Source organism: Deferribacter thermophilus (assembly GCF_049472675.1).
Classification (GTDB): Bacteria; Chrysiogenota; Deferribacteres; order Deferribacterales; family Deferribacteraceae; genus Deferribacter; species Deferribacter thermophilus.
The window spans coordinates 1-21,511 of record NZ_JAPNXM010000004.1; the positions used below are offsets into that span (position 1 = coordinate 1).

Here is a 21,511-nt window from a genome sequence, read left to right on the forward strand (position 1 = left end):
ATATCAAGTAAATGGAATGGTAGGGTAAGAGATTGGTCAAAAATATATCCGCAATTATATATTTACTTTCAGGAAAGGATTGACAGGTTTACAAATGGTTAATATTGTAGATAACAAAATGAGGATTTACACAAATAATGTTACAGGGTCGAGGGTATTGACTAAAACAATACCCGTTTTTATGCCTTTTGAACTTTTCCTGCTTTCAGACATTTTGTACAAACTTTCTTTCTAACAACTTTCCCATTTTCTATTATTCTCATTTTGTGCACATTTGGGTAAAACACTCTTCTTGATACATTGTGAGCATGGCTAATGGTATGTCCAAACATAGGGCCTTTTCCACATATATCACATCTTCTTGCCATTATCCTACCTCCATAAAAATAGCGAAAAACTCATATATATTAATTTTAGAAATTTTGCAACGACTTTATTAAAAAATCGATAATCTATTTAAATTACCAGAAAGAATTATCTGTAAGATAAAATGTATATAAAAGTAACATGATAAATTTATAAATCTCATATGGGATTATTACCTCACTACTTTAATATTATTGTTTTGCAAAATATTTTTCTAACTCATTGACTATGGTTTTTACACTAATCGGTTTTTTTAAAATTATGGGATTATCTAAAAGTTGATTTGCCAAATCTGTCTCTCTTTCAGAGTTAGTTAGCACTATTTTAAATATATCTTTGTTAATTTCATAATTTTCATTGTAAAGCTTTACTATCAAGTTGTTTTCTATAAATAAATCACTTATTACTGCATCGATTTTTTCTTCATGTAAAATCTTTTTTGCTTCATCAATAGAAGTGGCAGTAAAAATCTTTAAATTATATTTAGATAGAGCTTCTTTTAAAGTATCTAATACAATTTTATCTTTATTAACCAAAAGTATTGATAGCTTTGGTTTAAATTTGCTTAAATCGACTTCTTTATATTTATCTATGGTTGAAAAGGTGTTTGTAATAGTCGGTAGGTATATTTTTACTTCTGTTCCCACATTTTCTGAAGAATTTACAATAATATGGCCATTATGCTGTTTAATTATGCTGTATGTTACATATAATCCAAGTCCTAAAGCTTCTTTATCTTTTTTAGTGGTGAAAAAAGGCTCAAAAATTTTGCTTAAATATTCTTCTTTAATACCTAACCCGTTATCTTTAAAAATGATTTCAATATATTCTTTTTCATAATCTTTTATTTCTACAGGTAAGTGCTCTGGAGAAATCTTTTTAACAAAAATATCAACTATCCCACCATTTGGCATAGCTTCAATTGAATTTGTAAGTATATTTTTAACAACTTGTAGTAGTTGGTTATAATCTGCTTCAATTGCAGAAATATTTTTATCATAATGGGTTTTTATAAGAATATTTTCAGGGATGTTAAATTTAGATAATTTCAAAAAATCATTTATTATACTTTGAGGTGAAACGATTTTTTTAGTTGTTTTTTCCTCTAATGTAAATTCAAGTATCTGATGTATAATTTTTGATGCTTTAAAGGCAGATTCGTTGATAAGCTTTAAAATATTTTTTATGTTTTGTTCAAACATTTCACTTTTTAATAGATAGCTTGATAAAGTTGTAACTGGTGTTAATAGGTTGTTTAATTCGTGAGCTATATTGCTAGTTAGTTCAGTTATACTGATAAATTTTTCGGTATTAATCAAGTGCTTTGCAATTTTATGATGAAAAGATATATCATATATAAAACTAAAAATATATTTTAGCTCCCCTTTTTCAAACTTTCCTATGGCATTTTCAACAACATAAACTTCATTGCCATGTTTGTCTAAATAAACCATTTCCATATTTTTTACTGTTTTTTTTCTTCTTTAATAAATTTAAAAAAAACTCTCTCTGTTTTGGATCTTTATAAAAAGTTAAAACTTCCTTGTTTAAGATTTCATCTTTAGTAGAGTATTTGAAAAGATTTAGAAAAGCTTGGTTGCAATCTATAAATTTTCCATCTGGAGTAGTGATAGTTATGCCTGCAATGTTATTTTCTATAAAGTCTCTAAAATTTTCTTCAAGATTATGAAGTGCTAATGTTTGTCTTATTTCATAGATAGATTTTGATACTGTGTTAATTATTTGAGACAACAAAATAAGTTCGAATTGCTCTAATTTTTTATTAGGCCTATTAAAATTTATAGAAATATAACCGATGAGTTTATTTTTGTATTCTAATCTTTTTAGCACTATAATTGTTCCTATTTTTCTTTGAGATAAATAACAACAAATTCCAAAATCTTCCGTATTATCTTTTTTTAAAACAACAGTTTTTTTATTTTTTAAGAGCTTAAAGCATGCTGGCATTTTATCAATAGGTTGATTTAGCAAATTTTTAAATATACTTTTTCTTGCATTATAAGTTGTATAATTAACTATGCGTTTTTCATCATCAAAAAGAAAAAGTAAGATATGCTTTATATCGGGATGTTTTTTAAGATAATTTTTAGTAAGTATCATTATATCTGATTCAGTCAATGCGTCTTTGAGTTTGTTATTGAGATTATTTAAAATGGAGAGTAAAGTGGCTTGATATTTTAGTTGTTTTTGTAAAACTTTTTTTTCGTGTATATCGATAGCAGTGACTAATCCTGCTGGTCTTCCTCTAAATATGGTAGTTTTACCTTCCAGTAATACCCATCTTTTTTCCCCATCTTTTCTTTTTACCAAAACTTGATATTTATGATGACTCTCGATCCCTTCTTGTCTTTTTGTTCCCCGCTCTTTTACTATTTCTTTAAATTTGTCATCTACAAGTTCCCAAAAAAGCATCCCAATTAACTCTTCATGTGAATAACCTGTAATTACTGATGTGGCGGGGTTGGCATAAATTATTTTATTGTCTTGATAGATTAAGATTGCTACAGTAGTTTTATTGGCAAGGTCATTGAATATATAAAAAAACTCCTGACGCTCAAGGTTCATATTTAATTTTAACATTAAAATTAGAACAAATCAAATTTTATTAAGAAATTTAATGTTAGAAATAAACTATCTTAAACTTTTTTTGATTCTATTAAAAATATTAATTATTTCTTTTATTTTTTTATAATTATATTGATTTATCGTTGTTTTTTTTGTAGTGAAATTATAATTTACAAAATATAGGGAGGTATTATGTACTTTCAAGAGGTGATTTTAAAGCTTCAGCAGTTTTGGTCTGACTATGGCTGTATCATATACCAGCCTTATGATATAGAGGTTGGAGCAGGTACTTTTAACCCAGCTACATTTTTAAGGTGTCTTGGACCTGAGCCATGGAATGTGGCTTATGTTGAGCCAAGTAGAAGACCTACTGATGGTAGATATGGGGAAAATCCAAATAGGTTGCAGCATTATTACCAGTTTCAAGTTATTTTAAAACCATCCCCTGATAATATTCAGGAGATTTATCTTTATAGTTTAAAGTATCTTGGGATTGATCCTTTAGAACATGATATAAGATTTGTAGAAGATGATTGGGAGTCACCTACGCTTGGTGCTTGGGGGCTTGGTTGGGAAGTATGGTTGGATGGAATGGAAATTACTCAATTTACCTATTTTCAACAAGCTGGTGGTATTGATTTAAGCCCTGTTTCTGGTGAAATAACTTATGGTTTAGAGCGAATCGCTATGTATTTACAAAAAGTGGACTCAGTATTTGATTTAAAATGGAATAAAGATGTTACTTATGGTGATGTTTATCATAGAAATGAAGTGGAGTTTTCAAAATATAATTTTGAAGAAGCTGATACGGAAATGTTATTTACTCTTTTTAATATGTATGAGAAAGAGTGTGTAAGGCTAATTGAAAAAGGATTGCCTTTGCCAGCTTATGATTTCTGTCTAAAGTGTAGCCACACTTTTAATCTTCTCGATGCCAGGAATGCAATATCAGTAACAGAAAGGACAGGTTATATAGCAAGAGTTAGACATCTTGCTAAGCTTTGTGCAGAGAACTATCTCAAAACAAGAGAGGAGCTTGGCTTTCCTTTACTTAAAAAATAATTTAATGGTTAAGATTTAAAAATTTAGTACGATAATAAAATATAAACAATTATTAAGGAGTGTAGCTGTGTTGAGAGTAAAAAGTAATAAAAATCTTTGGAAAGATATGAATATTTCCACGAAAATATTTCTCTTTTTGGTAGTAATTCTTGTTTTAAGTTATGTATTTTCTGTTTATTTTATAATCAATTCTACCAAAAAACATGTATCAAAAGAGATTGGAAAAGAGTTAACCGCTCAAGTAGAAACATTGAAATCGTTCTTGGATTCTACGGATAAAACTAGTGATGAGATTAGAAAAGAGATAGAGGATAATGCTTTATACGATTTAACAGAAAGAGTTCAGAGTTTGAAAAGTACCCTTACAAAGCTTTATTCCACATACACTTCAGTGGGCATGACACCTACAGTAATAAAGTTTCAATTGAGCACAGAAATTTTACAGACAAAAATAGGTGAGACTGGTTATGCTTATGCATTAGATTCCAATGGTAATCTTGTGGTGCACCCTACAAAGCAGGGGACTAACTTAAAAGGAGTTAAGCATATTGATAAAATTATAGAGGAAAAAAATGGAGTGATTGTTTATGAAAGGGTAACAGATAAAAGTCGTCCAAAAGTTTATGCTACATATAGATATTTACCTCAACTTGATTGGATTATTGTTTTATCTATACCTGAAAAAGAGTTGATGAAAATTGCTCAAAAGGTGCAAAATGAAATTTTGAATGATGTTAAAAAGACTGTGAAAAACCTTAAAATTGGAGAAACTGGTTATTTTTATATTATGGACTCAAAAGGTGTTTTATTGGTCCACCCATCTAAAAAATATGAAGGAACGAGTATTTACAATTACGATTTTGCAAAAGAGATGATAAAGAAGAAAAGTGGAGTTATAAGATATAAATGGGAGGGGAAATATAAAATAGTCGCTTACACATATTATCCGAAAAGGGATTGGATTATTGCTGGTGGAAGCTACGAAGATGAGTTTATTGGGCATACAGTTAAATCCACAATTAATACATTTTTATTAACAAGTATAATAACATTTGTAGTTTTGATGGGTGCACTTCGCTTAGTATTTAAAATAAATGTAATAAAGCCTATCGAAGCTTTAGAATCACTTTTTGCAAAGATTGCTCAAGGTGATTTAACACAAACTCTTAAAGTTGAAAGAAGAAACGAGATAGGAAGAATTATTGAACATGTAAACAATATGGTAATTCAGATGAACAAAGCGTTGTGTGAGGTTAATAACTCAACAAAAACTGTGGCAAGCTCTGCAGAAGCGTTGTCTGCATCGAGTAACCAGATGACTGCAGGTGCAGAATCTCAGGCTGAAAGGGTTTCATCTGTTGAGGTTGCAGTGCAGGAGATGACAGCAACAATTACTGAGATAAGTAGAAATTTAGAAGAGATAAATAGTGAGATAAATACCATTAGAAATTCTGCAGAGACTGGTAGAGAAGTTATTGAAGAAACAGTGGAAGGAATTAGTAATTTGTCAAATAATGTTATAACATCTGCTGATAAGATAAAAGAGCTTGGTAAAGCATCTGAGCAGATCGGAGAGATTTTACAGGTAATTTCTGATATTGCAGACCAAACAAACTTATTGGCCTTAAATGCTGCAATTGAGGCTGCAAGAGCAGGTGAACATGGTAGAGGTTTTGCAGTAGTTGCAGATGAGGTGAGAAAACTTGCAGAAAGAACAGCCAAAGCAACAGGTGAAATTGATGAAATGATAAAGTCAATACAAAATGAGGTTCAATCCTCAGTTGTCCAAATGGATAAAGGGGCAAAACTTGCCGAAGAAGGTTCAATGCTTGTGGGTAATTTGAAAATGAGCTTAGAAGAGATAATAAATGGTGTTTTAGATGTAGCAGATAAAATAAATGCTGTGGCATCAGCAGTTGATCAGCAGTCAGCTACTAGTCAAGAGATTTCTAATAATATGGCTGAAATAGCTACAATTTCGCAAGAGAATGCATCTATTGCTCAGGAAAATCACAATCAGGCAGAGATGCTTAAAGAATTAGCAGCTAAATTACAGCAAATTGTTGATGCTTTCAAACTGATGGAATGTAAATAAGATTTTAAAGTTATTTAATAAATTTAGGGATTTCTTCAAAGCTTAGAAGAAGTCCCTAATTATTTTTTTAATAATATTAAAATAAAAATTTAAATTTATTTAGTCGTTATGACTCGATAAATTTTAATTAGGAATTATTAAATAATCTCCAGGGGTTAGGAGGGTTGTTTTAAGTTTATTTTTTCTTTTTAATTTTTCAACGGTTGTATTGAACCTTTTAGCAATATCCCAAAGTGTATCCCCTTTTTGGATTCTATACTTTCTTGTTTTCTTATTATAGCTGTATTTATAACTTTCTTTTGAAATAATTATTGGGTCACCTGGTCTTATCAATCTGGGGTTTATCCCTTTATTCAGTTTTAACAGTTTGCCTACAGTCATTCCAAACCTATGTGCAATCCCGTAAAAGGTGTCCCCTCTTTTTACAATATATACTTTCGGTATTATGGCATTGATATCGTTTTTAAAGTTTTGCATTGCTAAAGATTTTTCGTATTTTTTTATTGGTATGAAAATAGGTCCAGAAAACAAAATATAATCATAATATAATCCGTTTAATTTTTTTATAGAGTTTACAGAAATATTAAATTTTTTTGCTATCCTTTTTAAAGATTCTTTCTTTTTTGCGTAATAAATTTTTACCTGAAGCAATTCTTCAGGGCTCATATTTGCTATCTTTTGTTCGAGAATATGTTTTGTGCCAAAAGGGATTCGTAATGCGAATTCATCATCAGGTGGTGTGATAGGTTTTTTTAGTGCTGGGTTAAGTTCCTTTAAAGTATCAAAATCAGTATTTAAAAGGTCTGCAATAACATACAAGTTTACTGGTTGATTTAATTTGATTTTATCAAATAAAAGTGGATCTGAAGTGGGAGGTTCAAAACCATATCTTAAATAATTTTTGTAAATAATAGTCAGTGCTATGAATTTTGGGACATAATCCTTAGTCTCTCTTTTTAAATATCTATATTTACTTAGTTTGAAAAAATCTTTTGTTTTATATCTTTGGGTAGCTTTCATTACTTTATAAAAACCACCGTTATATGCAGCTATTGCTAAATACCAGTCATTAAAATATTCATATAAATATTTAAGATATTTTGCAGCTGCAATAGTTGCTTTTTCAAAATCTCTTCGCTCATCCATCCAGAAATTATTTTTGAGTCCATAAATTTTTCCTGTGGATTCCATAAATTGCCACATACCACCAGCACCAGCAGGTGAGTAAGCATAAACATCAAAACCACTTTCTGCAAATGGTAGACAAGCAAGATCCGTAGGTAATCCCATTCTTCTGAATATATCTTTTACAATATAGATATACTTGTTAGCATTGTTTAACCATTTTTGAAAAGTTGTGGGGTAGGTTTTGGTATATCTTTTTATAAAATATTTAACTCTTTTGTTAATTACTATTGGTATATCATAATTTTTTTGGTCATAATTTTCTGAATCTAGATTTAGGCTTAATTTTTTATCAAAAATTTCATTAAAGTTTATTTGAAAATTAAAAGTGTCTAATTGAAACTGAGATTTGTCTAAATCTTTTATTAGTTTAGTTTTTTTAACTGGGATTGTTTTAGGAGTTTGAGTATTTATTTGATTGTTACTAATAGATTTGTTTATCTCACCTTTAAATTCAATGTAAGAACAGGAAGAAAGAAAAATCAATATAAAAATTAATCTAAAAATTTTTCTCATTGATAAACCCTACTATAAAAATCAAAACTTTTCAATGCTTTTGTTAATACCTTGTGATACTATTTTAAATTTATAATTTAATGTGTGCATTATTTCCCTTTTTGCTTTTAAATCAAGATATTTATTATATCTATTTAAAAATTTTGCAAGAGATAAAAGCCTATAAAATTCTATATGTTTTTCATGAGTACTTAAGTGGTCATTTAAAAAGAATCTTTTTACAATTAGAGGAGTTTTTAGATAACCAATTTTATAAAAAAGTGAAACTCTAAGCCATAGGTCATAATCTTCTGCAATTTTTAAGTGTTCATCAAAATATCCTACCTTTTCAAATACAGTTTTCTTGGCAATAAAGCTTGAAGGGCTTATTCTGCAATGGTCTAAAATTTTTAATAAAATATGACCACCAAATTTTTCATGTTTCTTGCCTTGATTTATGAATTTCCCTTTTTTATACCAAAATTCATTGGTATGGCATACTTCTACACCTTCTTTTTCCATATAGTTTAGCTGCATTTCCAATTTTTTTGGTAGCCATAAATCATCTGAGTCTAAAAAGGCTATAAATTCACCTTTTGCGGCCTTTATACCAGTATTTCTTGCTGCACTTACCCCTAAATTATTTTCTAATTTTATAAATTTTATCAGATTTAAATAAGGGGTTAACTCCTTTTTGATATCTATTGATGAGCCATCATCTATTATTATTATCTCAAAGTTTTTGTAGGTTTGCCATAAGACAGATTCAATGGCATCTTTAAGAGAATCAATTCTATCTTTTACAGGTATAATTACAGAAACCATTAAGCTTTATATATTTCTTACCTTATTCATGATTGTAGAAAATACCAGTATTGTATTAGTTTGTCGTACACCAGGGATGTTTCTCAATTTCTTTATTAACTTTGAAAGGGTATCAGTATTTTTAGTAATGACTTTTAAAAGCATGGTAAAATCACCAGTCACATGATGACACTCTACTACATCGTCATCAAAATTCTTTAGTGTTTCTTCAAACTCTTCAATATGTTGGGCATTATCAATTGAAATCCCTATAAAAGCCAATATATCATAACCTAAAGCTTTGTAATTTATTTTAGTTGTATATTGTTCTATTATACCTTCTTTTTCTAACTTTTTTATTCTTTCTATTACTGAAGGTGGCTTCATCCCCACTGCTTTTGATATATCAGCATAAGATATCCTGCCGTCATTAAGCAGAAGCGTAATTATCTTTTTGTCAGTTTCGTCTAATTGTTTCATCGATTACCTCCATCTCTTTACATCTATTTTATCACAAAGTTGTGAAATTTGACAAGTGGAGCATTTTGGTGAAATAGGTGTGCATATATTTTGGCCATAACTTACTAATATCTCATTCCATTTTTTCCACATATATTTGGGTAATATCTCTCTAAGTTTCATTTCAGTATGCTCAGGTGTTTTTGTATTAACTATACCAATACGATTACAGATTCTGTGAACATGAGTATCAACACAAATTCCCTCCTTTCCAAACCCTTCTACTACAACTAGGTTAGCCGTTTTTCTGCCAATGCCTTTAATGGTAAGCAATTCTTCTATATTATCAGGCACTTTACCATTGTATTTTTCAAGTAGTGTTTTTGAAACTTCTTTTAGAATTTTTACTTTTTTTCGGTAGAAACCTGCTGGGTATAAAACTTTTTCTAATGTATTATCATCAATTTCTAACAATTTTTCAGGTGTATCTGCAATTTGGAATAATCTATTTGAAACTGATTTAGTAATTTCATCTTTTGTTCGTAGTGAAATTAGACAGCTAATTAATACCTTGAAAGGGTCTGAGTTGTTTTCTTTCGAAATTGTGGTTACAGAAGGTGGGTTTAGGTTCTGATAAGCTTTAGTTAGTAATGAATAGATTTTTTTAATTTTATTCGAATTCTTCAATTAACTCCCTCAGTTTTGGTTTAAGATGCACTTTGGAAAGATCAAATCTTTTTAGAGAATTAACCAAAATATTAATTTTATATTCTATAGAAGCTTTTTTATCAATTATTATGTAATATGTATCATTAACTCTGCACAAGCCACCTCTGGCATTTGTATTTTCAAATCTAACTGTTATTCCAAGTAGTTTTGCTATTTCTACCAGCTCTGTAAGTAGCTTTTTTTTATCTTTCATTTTTACCTCAAAGCTACATAATACACTTACAAAATAAATTTTCTATTGGCTAAAAATTTAACTACTTTTAATATTTATAATTTATTATCTTTTAAATCAACTAAAATAATTGACATTTTTGTGTTATAAGTATTATATGTATAAATGCCATCTGCTTTGTATGGGTAGTTGGCATTGTGAACTCTTATCAAGAGTGGTGGAGGGAACGGGCCCTGTGAAACCACAGCAACCGGTCAGTTTTATACTGATGTCAGGTGCTAAGTCCCGCCCGAAAAGGGGAAGATAAGAGGTGTAGAGTATTAAGCCTCTTTATCTTCGTATAAAGAGGCTTTTTTTTATACATAAAATTAATAGAGGATAGATTATGAAAGAAAATTCAGTAGGATTGGTTAAAACTAAGTATGTAACTTTTAAAGATGATTTTTATTTTGAGAGTGGTCGTATATTGTCCCCTATTACTGTAGCTTATGAGACTTATGGAAAACTTAATGAAAGAAAAGATAATGCTATACTTATCTGCCACGCTCTAACTGGGAGTGCTCATGCTGCAGGTTATAATTCACCTGATGATCAGAAGCCAGGTTGGTGGGATGATATGATAGGCCCTGGTAAGGCTTTTGATACGAATAAATATTTTGTGATTTGTTCTAATTTTTTGGGAAGCTGTTATGGAACAACAGGTCCTGCTTCAATTGATCCAAGCACTGGCAAACCTTATGGTCTAAAATTTCCAGTTTTTACTGTAAAGGATATGGTAAAATTACAGAAAAAATTAATCGATTATCTCGGAATTGAAAAGCTACTTTGTGTAGCTGGTGGTTCGATGGGAGGGATGCAGGCTTTAGAATGGGCTGTTACTTTCCCGGAAAAAACTCACTCTATTATCCCTATAGCCACTGCTGGAAGGATAACACCGATGGCTATAGCATTTAATACTATTGGAAGATTTGCTATTATGAAGGATCCAAATTGGATGAATGGTGATTATTATGGAAAAACTTTTCCAAGAGATGGTTTAGCAATAGCAAGGATGGCTGGGCATATTACCTATATGTCTGATAAGTCTTTTCATAAAAAATTTGGTAGAAGGTATGCAACTTTTGGTGGTATTTATGATTTTTTTGGTTATTTTGAAGTGGAAAATTATTTGAGATATAATGGGTATAAGTTTACAGAAAGATTTGATGCTAATAGCTATCTTTATATAATCAAAGCAATGGATATATTCGATTTATCATACGGATATGGATCATTTGAAGAGGCAATTAATCGTATTGTGGCAGACACTTTGTTTATAACATTTACTTCAGATTTTCTTTTCCCTACATATCAAACAGAGGAGATAGTGCAGATTATGAAGAAAAATGGTAAAAATCCAGAATGGGTAAATATTGAATCAGATTATGGGCATGATGCATTTCTGTTAGAATTTGATACTCAAACAGCATGTATAAAAGATTTTTTAGATAGGGTTTATAAAAAGGTTAGTAATCAATGAGTTTTGATGAAGCGGCACATAATTATTTAATAAGCAGTGATCATAAAGAAGGTTTCGATCTTGATTACTGTAAAGATTTTTTTAGAGATTTTAATTTTAACTTTTTATTGGATATTGCTACAGGAGCGGGACATTTTTTAAAAGTCTTTAATGTAAAAAACAAGATTGCAACAGATATAAGTTTTAATATGCTTAAAATGGTAAAATCGAATGATGATAATATATTTTGTGTCCAAAATAGTTATGAAAACTTGGCATTTAAAAACTCCTTTTTTGATATTGTTACTTGTCGAATTGCATTGCACCATTTTAAAAAACCTTCAAAGTTTTTTGAAGAAGTTTATAGGGTGTTGAAAAATAATGGTTTTTTTGTTTTGATTGATAGTATAGTTGATATTGAGGATGCTTATTTAAATGTGATAGAGTTTATAAGAGATAATACTCATTTTAGAAGTTATACTTTTAAAGAAATAGTTGAGTTTATTAATGGAAAGTTTAGACTTTTAAATTATCAACTTCAGTTTAAAAAGCATGATTTTAAAGAGTGGGCTACAAGATTAAATGATGATGAGGATTATTTTAATAAAATAAAAGAGGCATTTTTAAGTTTACCAGAAAATATAAAAGATGCTTTAGCTCTTGAAATAAATCAAGGTGAAATTTTATCTTATACTGATAAAAAAGGGATTTTTATTTTTCAAAAATTATGATTAGATTAAAAAATGTTATTTTTGAGAGCAATGGTAAACTTATCTTAAATAATATCTCCTATACATTTTTTCCTAATCACATATATGTAATTTTTGGAAAAAGTGGAATAGGCAAAAGCACTTTGCTTAAAGCAATAGTAAATTTGATAAACTATAAAGGTGATATTTTTTTTGATGATGTAAACAGTTTATCAATACCTCCACAGATATTAAGAACTAATATTATTTATATTCATCAAGAGCCACTGCTTTTTGGAGAAAGGGTTATTGATGATATAAATTTAGTTTATAATTTAAAAGTGAATAGGAATAAGAAATTTGATAAAGATGCCTACATATCATTTCTAAAACAGTTTGGATATGATGAATCATTTTTAAATAAAAAAATAAACGAATTGTCTGGTGGGCAAAAGCAGATTGCTGCTATATTAAAAGCGATGACATTGAAACCAAGATTTTTAATGTTGGATGAGCCTACTTCTGCGCTTGATGTGGAAAGTGAACAAGTTCTTTTGAGAATCTTGCAAAATTTAAAGACGAATATGGGGCTTATTTTGATTTCTCACTCTTTAAATGTAATTAAAGATTGTGATAAGCAAATACTTTTTTCAAAAGAGGGGACTTTAAAAGTTTTTGAGAAAATGGATGAAAATGAAATCAAAAAGGTGTTAAATGAATAATATAGTTGATATAAATTTTAAGGGTTTATTGATAATATATTTTCTTGTTTTTATAAACTTATTTGTTGTTGAGCTTTTAAAATTTAGATTGTTTAAGCAGTTTTTAATTGCTGTTTTAAGGATGTCAGTCCAACTATTTTTTGCTGGATTCATTCTAAAGTATATTTTTAATTTAAATTCTTTTTATCTGATATTTTTAACTTTTTTAATAATGGCACTTTTTGCCAGTAATATTATTTTAAAAAAGGCTAATGTTCCTACAAAAAAGCTTTATTTTTTTATATTTTTATCTATTACTTTTGTAAGTTTAATTGTAGGTTTTATTTTTATCAAGATTATTATAGGGCTAACACCTTGGTATGAAGCGAGATATTTTATCCCGTTGATTGGTATGATTTTAGGAAATTCTATGAACGGGTGTTCATTAGCAATAGAGCGATTTTATACACATATAAAGAAACAGCAAAAAGAGATAGAGACACTTTTGTGTTTTGGTGCATCTACTTTTGAATCTGTTAAGGAGTTTATAATTAATTCGCTAAAGGCTGCTTCTTTACCTTATATAACTTCGATGAGTGGTATAGGGCTTGTATTTTTACCCGGTATGATGACTGGGCAAATATTGTCAGGGACAAACCCCATTGTAGCAGTAAAATATCAACTTTCGATTATGGTAGTTATTTTTACCAGTGTAATATTTTCCTCTTTACTTGTAATTTTATTTAGTTATAAAATATTTTTCGACAAATATGGTAAAATAAAAAAATATGAATGATTTTTTAAAAAAGATAAATTTTCCAGTTATTGGTCGGTGGTTCATTTTAGGGACAATTGTTGGGATAATAGCTGGGCTTGGTGCGATTATATTTTTTATTTTGCTACAAGGCACTTCATATTTTTTTCTTGATTACCTAACAGGTTTAAGAATTGGTGAAACAGCAGGCGAGCCTTCACTATTTGGTCATGCTACTACTGAGTTTAAAAGATGGATGTTATTTATTATCCCTGCTTTGGGAGGTTTATTAAGTGGCTTTATTGTCTACCGTTTTGCTCCTGAGGCTGAAGGGCATGGAACAGATGCTGCAATAGATGCAATTCATTTTAAAAATGGATACATCAGATGGCAGGTACCGATAGTTAAAACAATTGCTAGCGCTATTACAATTGGGACTGGCGGATCAGGCGGTAGAGAAGGCCCCATAGCTCAGATTGGTGCAGGTTTTACATCTTTTTTAGGTAGGAAACTAAATATTACTGATAGAGAGAAAAGGATATTAACAGCAGCAGGGATGGGCGCTGGAGTAGGGGCTATTTTCAGAAGTCCTTTAGCTGGTGCGATTTTTGCGGCAGAAGTTTTATACTCTTCGAGTGATTTGGAGGCAGAAGTTTTACTACCTTCTACCATAACATCTATTATTGCCTATTCAATATTTTGCAGTATTTTTGGATGGGATTCACTATTTCTAACACCTGATTTCAAGTTTACAAACCCATTAGAGCTTTTTACTTACACTATACTAGGTTTTGCATGTGCACTTTTTGGTTATTTTTATGTAAAAATCTTTTATAAAACTCACAATTTTTTTAAATCATTAGAGGTATCCAATTATATTAAACCTGTAATTGGTGGGTTTTTAACAGGGGTAATCGGTTTTTTTATACCTCAAGCTTTGGGTGGTGGTTATTCAAATATTGAAAAGGCTATGAATGGTGAGTTAGCAATCTGGTTTTTGTTAATTTTAATTTTTGCGAAGATTTTTACCACTTCATTTAGTATTGGAAGTGGTGGAAGTGCTGGGATATTTGGTCCTTCGATGGTTATTGGGGCGTCAGTTGGTGGATTTATGGGGCTTCTACTTCAAAAAATTTTCCCTACGATAGTTGCAAATCCAGGGGCTTATGTTCTTGTGGGGATGGCAGGTTTTTTTGCAGGGATTGCAAAAACACCTTTATCTACTATTATAATGGTATCAGAAATGACCGGGAATTATCATTTATTGGTTCCAGCTATGTGGGTATCAACTATATCGTTTCTTGTGCTTAGAAATACCACGATATATAAATCACAAGTTAAATCAAGAAGTGATTCTCCAATTCATAAAGGTGAATTTTTCTTACAGATCTTACAGGAGATAAGAGTTGGGGAAATAATGCGTAAAGATCCTATTGTAATTAGGGCTGATATGCATTTTAAAGATATTTTAGAGTTTATTCCTACAACAAAACATAACAGTTTCCCTGTGATTGATAATCATAATAGGCTTATAGGTGTTCTGAGGTTTGAGGAGATAAGAGAATTTGTGTTTGAAGAAGGGTTAGAGGATTTGGTTGTTGCTAGTGAAATATGTGACACAGAAACTCCTGTGATAATGCCTGATGCTACACTCGCTGATGCTATAGAAACTATTGGTTTTAAAAATATTGAGCTACTACCTGTGGTGAACAATTTAGATGATCGTTTGCTTATTGGCATAATAACCAGAAGAGACATTATAACAATTTATAATAAAGAAATGAGAAAACAGAAAAAACAAGAAGCTTTGTTCTAAAAATTTCAAAAGAAGTATTATTGTATGTGAATTTCTAAGATAATATTTAACATATTTTATTAATAAGTTAAAAAAGTGATGTCACTTTAAAATATCGCTTGATTTATTCTTTTTTCTTTTCTATAACGATGTTTAAATATACACAAAGAGGTGTTCAGTATGGAAAGATTGCATATAATAAATCATAAAGGTAAGACAATAATATATTTGGATTTTTCAAAAGCGACCCCTATCGAGTTCTACAAATTAATTGATGAAGGTAAGAAAGTTATAAGCAGTCTACAACCTGGAACTGTTTATACTTTGGTAAATGTAACAGATTTGATGGGTGGTAAAGAGCAACAGCTGGCGTTGAAAGATTTTGCAGAGCATAATAAGCCTTATGTTAAAATGGGCGCTGTTGTAGGTGTTACGGGTTGGAGAAAAGCTGTTTATAGCCTGATATTGAAGTTGACTGGTAGAAAAAATTTAAAGTTATTTGATGATGTAGAAGATGCAAAGGATTGGTTAGCTACTCAATAACAATAAGTTACTAAATCACCTAAGGTCAATAAACCTTTTTTATTTTTTTCTATAGTAACAAGTTTTTTAAAAATAAAAGCAGTATGAATGGCGTCAAAAATGGCTCTGTGTCTATATGTGCCAGGTAATTCTATTTTTAAATTAAAGTAGTTGATTAAAGAATCTAAGCTATAACTTTTTAATCCAGGAATAACCCTTTTTGCAATTTTTATTGTGTCTAAAACCGCTATTAGAGGGCAAGATAATCTACAAGCTTTATAAAAATAATCTATGAATTTAAAATCGAATGGAGCATTATGTGCAACAAAAACCGTATTTTCTACATAGTTTGAAAAATGAGGTAATACTTTCTCTATTGTTGGGGCATGTCTAACCATGTCATCATTTATTTTATGTATTTTATAAGCAGAATAAGGTATAGGCTTTTCTGGATTTATAAGAGTAGAAAAACCTCTTTCCAAATTAATCTTCAGACCTTCGTCAATCCTTACTGCACCAATTTCTACAAGCTTTGCACCTTTGTAAGGGGTTAAACCAGTAGTTTCAGTATCAACAACAGTAAATTTGTATGATGTTATATCTTTATTCATAATTGATGACTTCATAGAGTTTTATAAAATCAGTAAGAGTTAGTTGTTCTGCTCTAATTTTTTCTCCAAAAATTTCATCTAATTTGGTGAGTATATTTTTATCTAAAAATGACAGATTGTTTTTTAGTGTTTTTCTTTTACTTTTAAAGCATTTCATAACAAAGTTAAAAAAGTTTTTTTCTATGTTTAAGTCATTAAAATATCTTTTTGCAGGGAAAAATCTTAACACAGTTGAGGTTACTTTGGTGTTTGGCCAAAAATTTGCTCCAGAGATGTCTCTGACTTTTTCTATTTTAAAATAGTATTGGGCAAAAATTGATAAGGAGGAATAAGTTTTAGAATTAGGTTTACTGATGAGTCGTTCAGCTACTTCTTTTTGAAACATAAAAACCATCAGATCTATTTTATCGATAAAATCTACACATTTTTCAAATATTTTTACAGAAACATTGTAAGGTAAGTTCCCTACAAATTTTATTTTTGAATTAGGTAAATCAGTAGATGTAATTTGTGTAAAATCTTTGTTTATTACATTTAAGTTATTAAAATAAAAAAGATACCTTTTTAAAAAGTCACAAACATCTTTATCAATATCAACAACAGTCAAATTTACATTTTTTTGAAGTATTTCATAGGTTAAAACACCACAACCTGGGCCAATTTCCACTACATTTTCATTTTCTTTTAAATTTAGTGCCTCTACTATTTCACTTATAAAATGCTTGTTTGTTAAAAAATGCTGGCCCAAGGATTTTTTAGTTTTTCCAAATTCAGATTTATAGGCTTTAAGCAAATTTATCATTTTTTACCATTTCCTTGGCAACTTCGATTGCTCGCTTTAGACTGCTATAGTTTGCAATATTTTTTCCTGCAATATCATGAGCGGTACCATGGTCAACAGATGTTCTAATAAAAGGTAAATTCAAAGTTACATTTACAGCAGCGCCAAAACTTTCCATTTTTACTGGGATTAACCCCTGATCATGATACATACATACAACAAAATCGTATTCACCAAATAAAACTTTTGGAAAAAGAGAGTCTGCAGGAAAAGGACCAAAGACATTTATCCCTTGTTGTTTTGTTTCTTTAATTGCTGGCTCGATCAATTTTGATTCTTCATCGCCAAGCACACCTCCATCACCAGCATGTGGATTGAGTGCACACACAGCTATATTTGGCTTATCTTTCCCAAAAAAACGACCAGCATTGTGTGCATTTATTATAGCTTTTTTTATGGATTCTTTTGATATATTTTTGGCAACATCTTTAATGGGTAGATGGGTTGTTACTAGTACTACCCTAATTTTGTTCCCTACAAGCATCATACTGAAATCGTATGAGTTGCTCAAAAATCCGAGATATTCTGTGTGACCAGGGAAATCATATCCAGCTAAATTTATAGCTTTTTTATTGATTGGTGCAGTTACGAGCGCATCAGCTTCGTTATTTAAAATCATTTTAACGGCTTTTTCAACAAAAAGCATTGATGCTTTACCATATTCTTTCTTTATTGTGCCGTATTCGATTTTGGAAAAATCTATTTTCTCGTCAGGCTCTATTATGTTTATTTTATATTTATTTATATCATCTTTCAAAATGTTACTAAATGCATCTTTTAAGATGTTGTAATAACCCACAATGATAAGCTCATAATCTTCTGGTTTGCTGTTGCAGTAATCTTTAATCATTTTACAGGTAATTTCAGGCCCAATACCTGATGGGTCACCTATAGTAAGAGCAATTTTTATCTTTTTCATAGATATCATATTATTAATTATTACTAACTTTCGCAAGAACTTTTAAAGATTATGATTATTTTATGGTAGTTGACAAAATTGCTTTTGATATATATAATCATGCGCTCTAAAAAATGGAGGTGTGTGTAGATGGCTCAGATGCTAACATTAAAGAAACCAAGTAATCTTAAAAGAAAACGCAAACACGGTTTTCGTGCAAGGATGAAAACAAGAGGTGGTAGATTGGTTTTAAAAAGAAGAAGAGCTAAGGGGCGTAAGAGATTAACAGTATAGTTAATGAGATTTACATTTAAAAAGGATGAAAGACTTAGGAAACAGAGAGAGTTTGAAAATGTCTTTGAGAATGGTCGATGGGTAAATGGAAAATATGTTGATATTTGTTTTGCCCTCGACCAGAGTAGAAAAGTTGGATTTATAGTAAGCAAAAAGATCAGCAAAAAAGCTGTTATTAGAAACAAAGTAAAGAGAAGATTAAGAGAGATTTTTAGATTAAACAAATACGATTTACCAGATACTGTTAATTTAATTATCGTAGCAAAAAAAGGGGTAGAAAAAGTAAGTTTTAGTGATTTAGAAGATGAAGTTAGAAAATTATTTAAAAAAATTTCTGATATTGTTGATTAATCTTTATCAAATATTATTATCCCCTTTGTTCGGTAGAAATTGCAGATATTACCCAAGTTGTTCTCAGTATGCTAAAGAAGCTATTGTTAAAAAAGGGATTTTAAAGGGCTTATTATTATCTGGATGGAGAATTTTACGATGTAATCCATTTAGTAAAGGTGGATATGATCCAGTAAAGTGACTACAAGGAGGAAATTAATTTATGGATAAAAGGACTCTTTTAGCTGTGATTTTGAGTATTTTGGTTTTGATGATTTTTCAGTATATGTATGCTCCATCACCTCAACAGGTTGTTTCAGAAAATGCAACTGCTGACAATACTACTATTAAAAAGCCTGTTGTTGAACAGGTTGATGTAACACAAATCGAAAAAGATAATAACCAGGTGTTTAAACCTGATTTATTTAATATAACAACTGATTATGTTGCAATAAGTTTTGATAAAAATAGTGGAGATATTTATTCCGCATCTATTTTGAAATACAAGGATAAAGATATTGGAAAAGTTGTTTTCAAAAGCAAAGAAAAAAATTATTTAGCATTAGAAAATATTAGTTATGATAAAGTTGAGTATATTATTGAAGATAAAGGGGATGAAATATCTGTTAGTTTTAACTGTTTTATAAAAGATGTTGTTATCACAAAAAACTATTTTATTCCAAAACATAACTACCTTATTCGTTACTCTTTGAAGTTAAGTAATACAGGTAGCAAAACGATTAAATTCCCGTTGACTTTATCAGTTGGTCCAGATTTGGGTGAAGGTTTTTCAGAAAGTAAGTATGAGTTTGAAGGTGCGATAGTTTTTAATGGTAAAAAGGTTTATAGAGAAAGACCTGAAAAGTTGAAGAAGGATGTAATTATAGAAAAACCTAATTGGCTGGGTTATACATCAAAATATTTCTTATTTGCTATTGCTTCGGATTTTGATAAGAGTATCATAAAAAAGTTTAAAGATTCTGCAGTAGTTAATGGTATTAAAGAGTTAATTTTAAACCCTTCTGAATCAAAACAGATTAATATGTCGATTTTTACAGGTCCAAAGGAATATAAACTGTTAAGAAGCACTGGATTAAAATTAGAAAAAAGTATCAATTTTGGTATTTTTGCCTTTTTGGCTATCCCTTTGCTTTTATTGATGAATTTATTTTATAGTATTATTCATAATTATGGTGTTGCTATCATTTTACTTACAATAATAATAAAAATTGTGACATATCCATTAACACTAAAAAGTATGACATCAATGAAGAAGATGCAAAAAATTCAACCTGAAATCCAAAAGATAAGAGAAAAATTTAAAGGTGATCCACAAAAGATGAACGCAGCAATGATGGATCTTTATAGAAAATATGGTGTCAATCCAATGGGTGGTTGTTTACCTATGTTAATTCAAATACCGATATTTTTTGCATTATACAAAGCTTTATTAGTATCGATAGAGCTAAAAGGTTCTCCATTTTTTGGCTGGATCACAGACTTATCTGTGAAGGATCCTTATTATATAACCCCAATACTTATGGGGGTTACAATGTTTATCCAACAGAAAATGACACCTCAAGTTGGTGATCCTACGCAGCAAAAATTATTTATGTTTATGCCAATTATATTCACTTTCTTATTTTTGAACTTCCCATCAGGACTTGTTATATACTGGTTGACAAACAATATCCTTACAATAATTCAGCAATATTTTATTAATAAGAAAACTACGTGAGGAGTGAAATGAAATATTTTGAGGTAGAAGGTAGTAGTGTTGAAGAAGCTTTGAATAAATTTTTGTTGGAGAATAAAATACCAAGAGAATTTTTAGATATAGAAGTTATAGACCCTGGTTCAAAAGGGATATTAGGTTTTGGTAAAAGAAATGCGAAGATTAAGGTAAAGTTTGACGAAAATGAATATATTAAAAGGAGATCAAAAGTATTACTTTCAGAGATTTTAGATAAAGCAGGTTTTACAGAATATAGAATTGATGTGAAGGAAGATTTCCCAAATATAATATTAAATATAGAATCTCCCGATTCAAATCTTTTAATTGGTAAAATGGGGCAAACTTTAGAAGCATTGCAATATATAATAGAAAAATTATTGAATATTGATGATAACTCTGATGTAAAGGTTATAATCGATGTAGAAAATTATCGTAATAGAGTTATTGAAAATTTAAAAGAAAGAGCTGTTGAGCTTGCTAAAAAAGTAGTAAAAACTAGAAAAGTGGAAAAGCTACCACCAATGATCCCTATGGTTAGAAAAGAGATTCATAATACTTTAAAATCAGTTCAAGGGGTAAGGACTGAAAGTTATGGAGATGGCAACATAAAAACTATTTATATTATCCCAGAGGACTTGAAATAATGCTTAAATTCATATTAACTGCAGCTTTAATATATTTTACATTTGTATTGTTTAGAAAAAAGAAGGTAAATGATGATAAGAAACAGTTAGAGGAAGCTGTTGATTTGGCCAAAGATGAAATTTGTGGTACTTATATTGAAGTTACTACCCCTTATAAAGTAAAATATTATGAAAAGATTTATCATTTTTGTTCTAAAGAGTGTATGGATAAATTTATAGAAGAAAAGAAAAAAAGAGAGGTGTAAA

The 21,511-nt window shown here is 29.7% G+C and carries 25 protein-coding genes and 1 riboswitch; of the genes, 14 read left to right on the forward strand and 11 right to left on the reverse strand.

Going from position 1 to position 21,511, the window contains the following annotated elements:
- Positions 1-179: 179 nt before the first annotated feature.
- The 3 genes from rpmB to OWM07_RS04605 all read right to left on the reverse strand — a co-directional run bounded on the left by rpmB (position 180) and on the right by OWM07_RS04605 (position 2,967).
- Entirely contained in the window at positions 180-368 is a 189-nt protein-coding gene (rpmB, locus tag OWM07_RS04595) for a 50S ribosomal protein L28 (RefSeq protein WP_423302497.1), read from the reverse strand.
- Between the two features lie 189 nt (positions 369-557).
- Positions 558-1,826 carry an ATP-binding protein gene (locus OWM07_RS04600; protein ID WP_423302498.1) on the reverse strand — a complete coding sequence of 423 codons (1,269 nt, stop codon included), beginning with the start codon at positions 1,824-1,826 and terminating at the stop codon, positions 558-560.
- On the reverse strand, positions 1,792-2,967 hold the full coding sequence (locus OWM07_RS04605) for a PAS domain S-box protein (protein ID WP_423302499.1): 1,176 nt from the start codon (positions 2,965-2,967) through the stop codon (positions 1,792-1,794). The genes OWM07_RS04600 and OWM07_RS04605 overlap by 35 nt, the downstream gene beginning before the upstream one ends.
- Positions 2,968-3,144: 177 nt before the next feature.
- On the opposite strand from OWM07_RS04605, the gene glyQ reads away from it, so the two are divergent.
- A complete protein-coding gene (glyQ, locus tag OWM07_RS04610) occupies positions 3,145-4,014 on the forward strand; it encodes a glycine--tRNA ligase subunit alpha (RefSeq protein WP_423302500.1) in 870 nt (289 codons plus the stop codon).
- A 67-nt stretch (positions 4,015-4,081) separates the two neighbouring features.
- A complete protein-coding gene (locus tag OWM07_RS04615) occupies positions 4,082-6,109 on the forward strand; it encodes a methyl-accepting chemotaxis protein (RefSeq protein ID WP_423302501.1) in 2,028 nt (675 codons plus the stop codon).
- 123 nt (positions 6,110-6,232) lie between these two features.
- Here OWM07_RS04615 and OWM07_RS04620 read toward each other — a convergent pair whose 3' ends face one another.
- The 5 genes from OWM07_RS04620 to OWM07_RS04640 are packed head-to-tail and all read right to left on the reverse strand — an operon-like array spanning position 6,233 to position 9,974.
- Entirely contained in the window at positions 6,233-7,810 is a 1,578-nt protein-coding gene (locus OWM07_RS04620; protein WP_423302502.1) for a lytic transglycosylase domain-containing protein, read from the reverse strand.
- Between the two features lie 21 nt (positions 7,811-7,831).
- Positions 7,832-8,614: a glycosyltransferase family 2 protein gene (locus OWM07_RS04625; RefSeq protein ID WP_423302503.1), complete on the reverse strand. Its 783-nt coding sequence runs from the start codon at positions 8,612-8,614 to the stop codon at positions 7,832-7,834.
- Between the two features lie 6 nt (positions 8,615-8,620).
- On the reverse strand, positions 8,621-9,073 hold the full coding sequence (locus OWM07_RS04630; protein WP_423302504.1) for an Lrp/AsnC family transcriptional regulator: 453 nt from the start codon (positions 9,071-9,073) through the stop codon (positions 8,621-8,623).
- A gap of 3 nt (positions 9,074-9,076) precedes the next feature.
- Entirely contained in the window at positions 9,077-9,739 is a 663-nt protein-coding gene (locus tag OWM07_RS04635; RefSeq protein WP_423302505.1) for an endonuclease III domain-containing protein, read from the reverse strand.
- Entirely contained in the window at positions 9,723-9,974 is a 252-nt protein-coding gene (locus OWM07_RS04640; protein ID WP_423302506.1) for a hypothetical protein, read from the reverse strand. The genes OWM07_RS04635 and OWM07_RS04640 overlap by 17 nt, the downstream gene beginning before the upstream one ends.
- 181 nt (positions 9,975-10,155) lie before the next feature.
- Positions 10,156-10,263, forward strand: a riboswitch (SAM riboswitch).
- A gap of 75 nt (positions 10,264-10,338) precedes the next feature.
- On the opposite strand from OWM07_RS04640, the gene metX reads away from it, so the two are divergent.
- The 6 genes from metX (at position 10,339) to OWM07_RS04670 (ending at position 15,933) form a co-directional block, all read left to right on the forward strand.
- The gene (gene metX, locus OWM07_RS04645) at positions 10,339-11,472 is read left to right on the forward strand and encodes a homoserine O-acetyltransferase MetX (RefSeq protein ID WP_423302507.1); all 1,134 of its coding nucleotides are present in this window, start codon (positions 10,339-10,341) and stop codon (positions 11,470-11,472) included.
- Positions 11,469-12,182, forward strand: a complete 714-nt coding sequence (locus tag OWM07_RS04650; protein WP_423302508.1) for a class I SAM-dependent methyltransferase — start codon at positions 11,469-11,471, stop codon at positions 12,180-12,182. The genes metX and OWM07_RS04650 overlap by 4 nt, the downstream gene beginning before the upstream one ends.
- Positions 12,179-12,862, forward strand: coding sequence for an ABC transporter ATP-binding protein (locus OWM07_RS04655; RefSeq protein ID WP_423302509.1), 684 nt, complete (start codon positions 12,179-12,181; stop codon positions 12,860-12,862). The genes OWM07_RS04650 and OWM07_RS04655 overlap by 4 nt, the downstream gene beginning before the upstream one ends.
- Positions 12,855-13,637, forward strand: a complete 783-nt coding sequence (locus OWM07_RS04660; protein WP_423302510.1) for an ABC transporter permease — start codon at positions 12,855-12,857, stop codon at positions 13,635-13,637. Before OWM07_RS04655 ends, OWM07_RS04660 begins: the two co-directional genes overlap by 8 nt.
- Complete coding sequence (locus OWM07_RS04665) at positions 13,630-15,411, forward strand: chloride channel protein (protein ID WP_423302511.1); 1,782 nt, start codon at positions 13,630-13,632, stop codon at positions 15,409-15,411. The genes OWM07_RS04660 and OWM07_RS04665 overlap by 8 nt, the downstream gene beginning before the upstream one ends.
- Before the next feature lie 159 nt (positions 15,412-15,570).
- On the forward strand, positions 15,571-15,933 hold the full coding sequence (locus OWM07_RS04670) for an STAS/SEC14 domain-containing protein (RefSeq protein WP_423302512.1): 363 nt from the start codon (positions 15,571-15,573) through the stop codon (positions 15,931-15,933).
- Here OWM07_RS04670 and OWM07_RS04675 read toward each other — a convergent pair.
- The 3 genes from OWM07_RS04675 to pdxA are packed head-to-tail and all read right to left on the reverse strand — an operon-like array spanning position 15,927 to position 18,283.
- Positions 15,927-16,523 carry a 3'-5' exonuclease gene (locus OWM07_RS04675; protein ID WP_423302513.1) on the reverse strand — a complete coding sequence of 199 codons (597 nt, stop codon included), beginning with the start codon at positions 16,521-16,523 and terminating at the stop codon, positions 15,927-15,929. The two genes, OWM07_RS04670 and OWM07_RS04675, sit on opposite strands and share 7 nt — an antisense overlap.
- Complete coding sequence (rsmA, locus tag OWM07_RS04680; protein ID WP_423302514.1) at positions 16,516-17,325, reverse strand: 16S rRNA (adenine(1518)-N(6)/adenine(1519)-N(6))-dimethyltransferase RsmA; 810 nt, start codon at positions 17,323-17,325, stop codon at positions 16,516-16,518. The genes OWM07_RS04675 and rsmA overlap by 8 nt, the downstream gene beginning before the upstream one ends.
- Positions 17,309-18,283, reverse strand: coding sequence for a 4-hydroxythreonine-4-phosphate dehydrogenase PdxA (pdxA, locus tag OWM07_RS04685; protein WP_423302515.1), 975 nt, complete (start codon positions 18,281-18,283; stop codon positions 17,309-17,311). Before pdxA ends, rsmA begins: the two co-directional genes overlap by 17 nt.
- A gap of 138 nt (positions 18,284-18,421) precedes the next feature.
- On the opposite strand from pdxA, the gene rpmH reads away from it, so the two are divergent.
- From rpmH to OWM07_RS04715, 6 genes are read left to right on the forward strand one after another with little or no spacing between them, the layout of a single operon-like run.
- Positions 18,422-18,556, forward strand: coding sequence for a 50S ribosomal protein L34 (gene rpmH, locus OWM07_RS04690; RefSeq protein WP_149265878.1), 135 nt, complete (start codon positions 18,422-18,424; stop codon positions 18,554-18,556).
- Positions 18,557-18,559: 3 nt separating this feature from the next.
- Entirely contained in the window at positions 18,560-18,907 is a 348-nt protein-coding gene (gene rnpA / locus OWM07_RS04695) for a ribonuclease P protein component (protein WP_423302516.1), read from the forward strand.
- The gene (yidD, locus tag OWM07_RS04700) at positions 18,861-19,088 is read left to right on the forward strand and encodes a membrane protein insertion efficiency factor YidD (RefSeq protein ID WP_423302517.1); all 228 of its coding nucleotides are present in this window, start codon (positions 18,861-18,863) and stop codon (positions 19,086-19,088) included. Before rnpA ends, yidD begins: the two co-directional genes overlap by 47 nt.
- A gap of 21 nt (positions 19,089-19,109) precedes the next feature.
- A complete protein-coding gene (gene yidC, locus OWM07_RS04705) occupies positions 19,110-20,624 on the forward strand; it encodes a membrane protein insertase YidC (RefSeq protein ID WP_423302518.1) in 1,515 nt (504 codons plus the stop codon).
- An 8-nt stretch (positions 20,625-20,632) separates the two neighbouring features.
- Positions 20,633-21,265, forward strand: a complete 633-nt coding sequence (jag, locus tag OWM07_RS04710) for an RNA-binding cell elongation regulator Jag/EloR (RefSeq protein ID WP_423302519.1) — start codon at positions 20,633-20,635, stop codon at positions 21,263-21,265.
- On the forward strand, positions 21,265-21,510 hold the full coding sequence (locus OWM07_RS04715; protein ID WP_423302520.1) for a YHS domain-containing protein: 246 nt from the start codon (positions 21,265-21,267) through the stop codon (positions 21,508-21,510). Before jag ends, OWM07_RS04715 begins: the two co-directional genes overlap by 1 nt.
- Position 21,511: the final 1 nt, after the last annotated feature.

What these genes read in the sequence shown, in the direction of transcription:
- rpmB (WP_423302497.1), bottom strand. Translation starts at nt 368, where the DNA reads ATGGCAAGAAGATGTGATATATGTGGAAAAGGCCCTATGTTTGGACAT.
- OWM07_RS04600 (WP_423302498.1), bottom strand. Translation starts at nt 1,826, where the DNA reads ATGGAAATGGTTTATTTAGACAAACATGGCAATGAAGTTTATGTTGTT.
- OWM07_RS04605 (WP_423302499.1), bottom strand. Translation starts at nt 2,967, where the DNA reads ATGTTAAAATTAAATATGAACCTTGAGCGTCAGGAGTTTTTTTATATA.
- glyQ (WP_423302500.1), top strand. Translation starts at nt 3,145, where the DNA reads ATGTACTTTCAAGAGGTGATTTTAAAGCTTCAGCAGTTTTGGTCTGAC.
- OWM07_RS04620 (WP_423302502.1), bottom strand. Translation starts at nt 7,810, where the DNA reads ATGAGAAAAATTTTTAGATTAATTTTTATATTGATTTTTCTTTCTTCC.
- OWM07_RS04625 (WP_423302503.1), bottom strand. Translation starts at nt 8,614, where the DNA reads ATGGTTTCTGTAATTATACCTGTAAAAGATAGAATTGATTCTCTTAAA.
- OWM07_RS04630 (WP_423302504.1), bottom strand. Translation starts at nt 9,073, where the DNA reads ATGAAACAATTAGACGAAACTGACAAAAAGATAATTACGCTTCTGCTT.
- OWM07_RS04640 (WP_423302506.1), bottom strand. Translation starts at nt 9,974, where the DNA reads ATGAAAGATAAAAAAAAGCTACTTACAGAGCTGGTAGAAATAGCAAAA.
- metX (WP_423302507.1), top strand. Translation starts at nt 10,339, where the DNA reads ATGAAAGAAAATTCAGTAGGATTGGTTAAAACTAAGTATGTAACTTTT.
- OWM07_RS04650 (WP_423302508.1), top strand. Translation starts at nt 11,469, where the DNA reads ATGAGTTTTGATGAAGCGGCACATAATTATTTAATAAGCAGTGATCAT.
- OWM07_RS04655 (WP_423302509.1), top strand. Translation starts at nt 12,179, where the DNA reads ATGATTAGATTAAAAAATGTTATTTTTGAGAGCAATGGTAAACTTATC.
- OWM07_RS04660 (WP_423302510.1), top strand. Translation starts at nt 12,855, where the DNA reads ATGAATAATATAGTTGATATAAATTTTAAGGGTTTATTGATAATATAT.
- OWM07_RS04665 (WP_423302511.1), top strand. Translation starts at nt 13,630, where the DNA reads ATGAATGATTTTTTAAAAAAGATAAATTTTCCAGTTATTGGTCGGTGG.
- OWM07_RS04670 (WP_423302512.1), top strand. Translation starts at nt 15,571, where the DNA reads ATGGAAAGATTGCATATAATAAATCATAAAGGTAAGACAATAATATAT.
- OWM07_RS04675 (WP_423302513.1), bottom strand. Translation starts at nt 16,523, where the DNA reads ATGAATAAAGATATAACATCATACAAATTTACTGTTGTTGATACTGAA.
- rsmA (WP_423302514.1), bottom strand. Translation starts at nt 17,325, where the DNA reads ATGATAAATTTGCTTAAAGCCTATAAATCTGAATTTGGAAAAACTAAA.
- pdxA (WP_423302515.1), bottom strand. Translation starts at nt 18,283, where the DNA reads ATGAAAAAGATAAAAATTGCTCTTACTATAGGTGACCCATCAGGTATT.
- rpmH (WP_149265878.1), top strand. Translation starts at nt 18,422, where the DNA reads ATGCTAACATTAAAGAAACCAAGTAATCTTAAAAGAAAACGCAAACAC.
- rnpA (WP_423302516.1), top strand. Translation starts at nt 18,560, where the DNA reads ATGAGATTTACATTTAAAAAGGATGAAAGACTTAGGAAACAGAGAGAG.
- yidD (WP_423302517.1), top strand. Translation starts at nt 18,861, where the DNA reads ATGAAGTTAGAAAATTATTTAAAAAAATTTCTGATATTGTTGATTAAT.
- yidC (WP_423302518.1), top strand. Translation starts at nt 19,110, where the DNA reads ATGGATAAAAGGACTCTTTTAGCTGTGATTTTGAGTATTTTGGTTTTG.
- jag (WP_423302519.1), top strand. Translation starts at nt 20,633, where the DNA reads ATGAAATATTTTGAGGTAGAAGGTAGTAGTGTTGAAGAAGCTTTGAAT.
- OWM07_RS04715 (WP_423302520.1), top strand. Translation starts at nt 21,265, where the DNA reads ATGCTTAAATTCATATTAACTGCAGCTTTAATATATTTTACATTTGTA.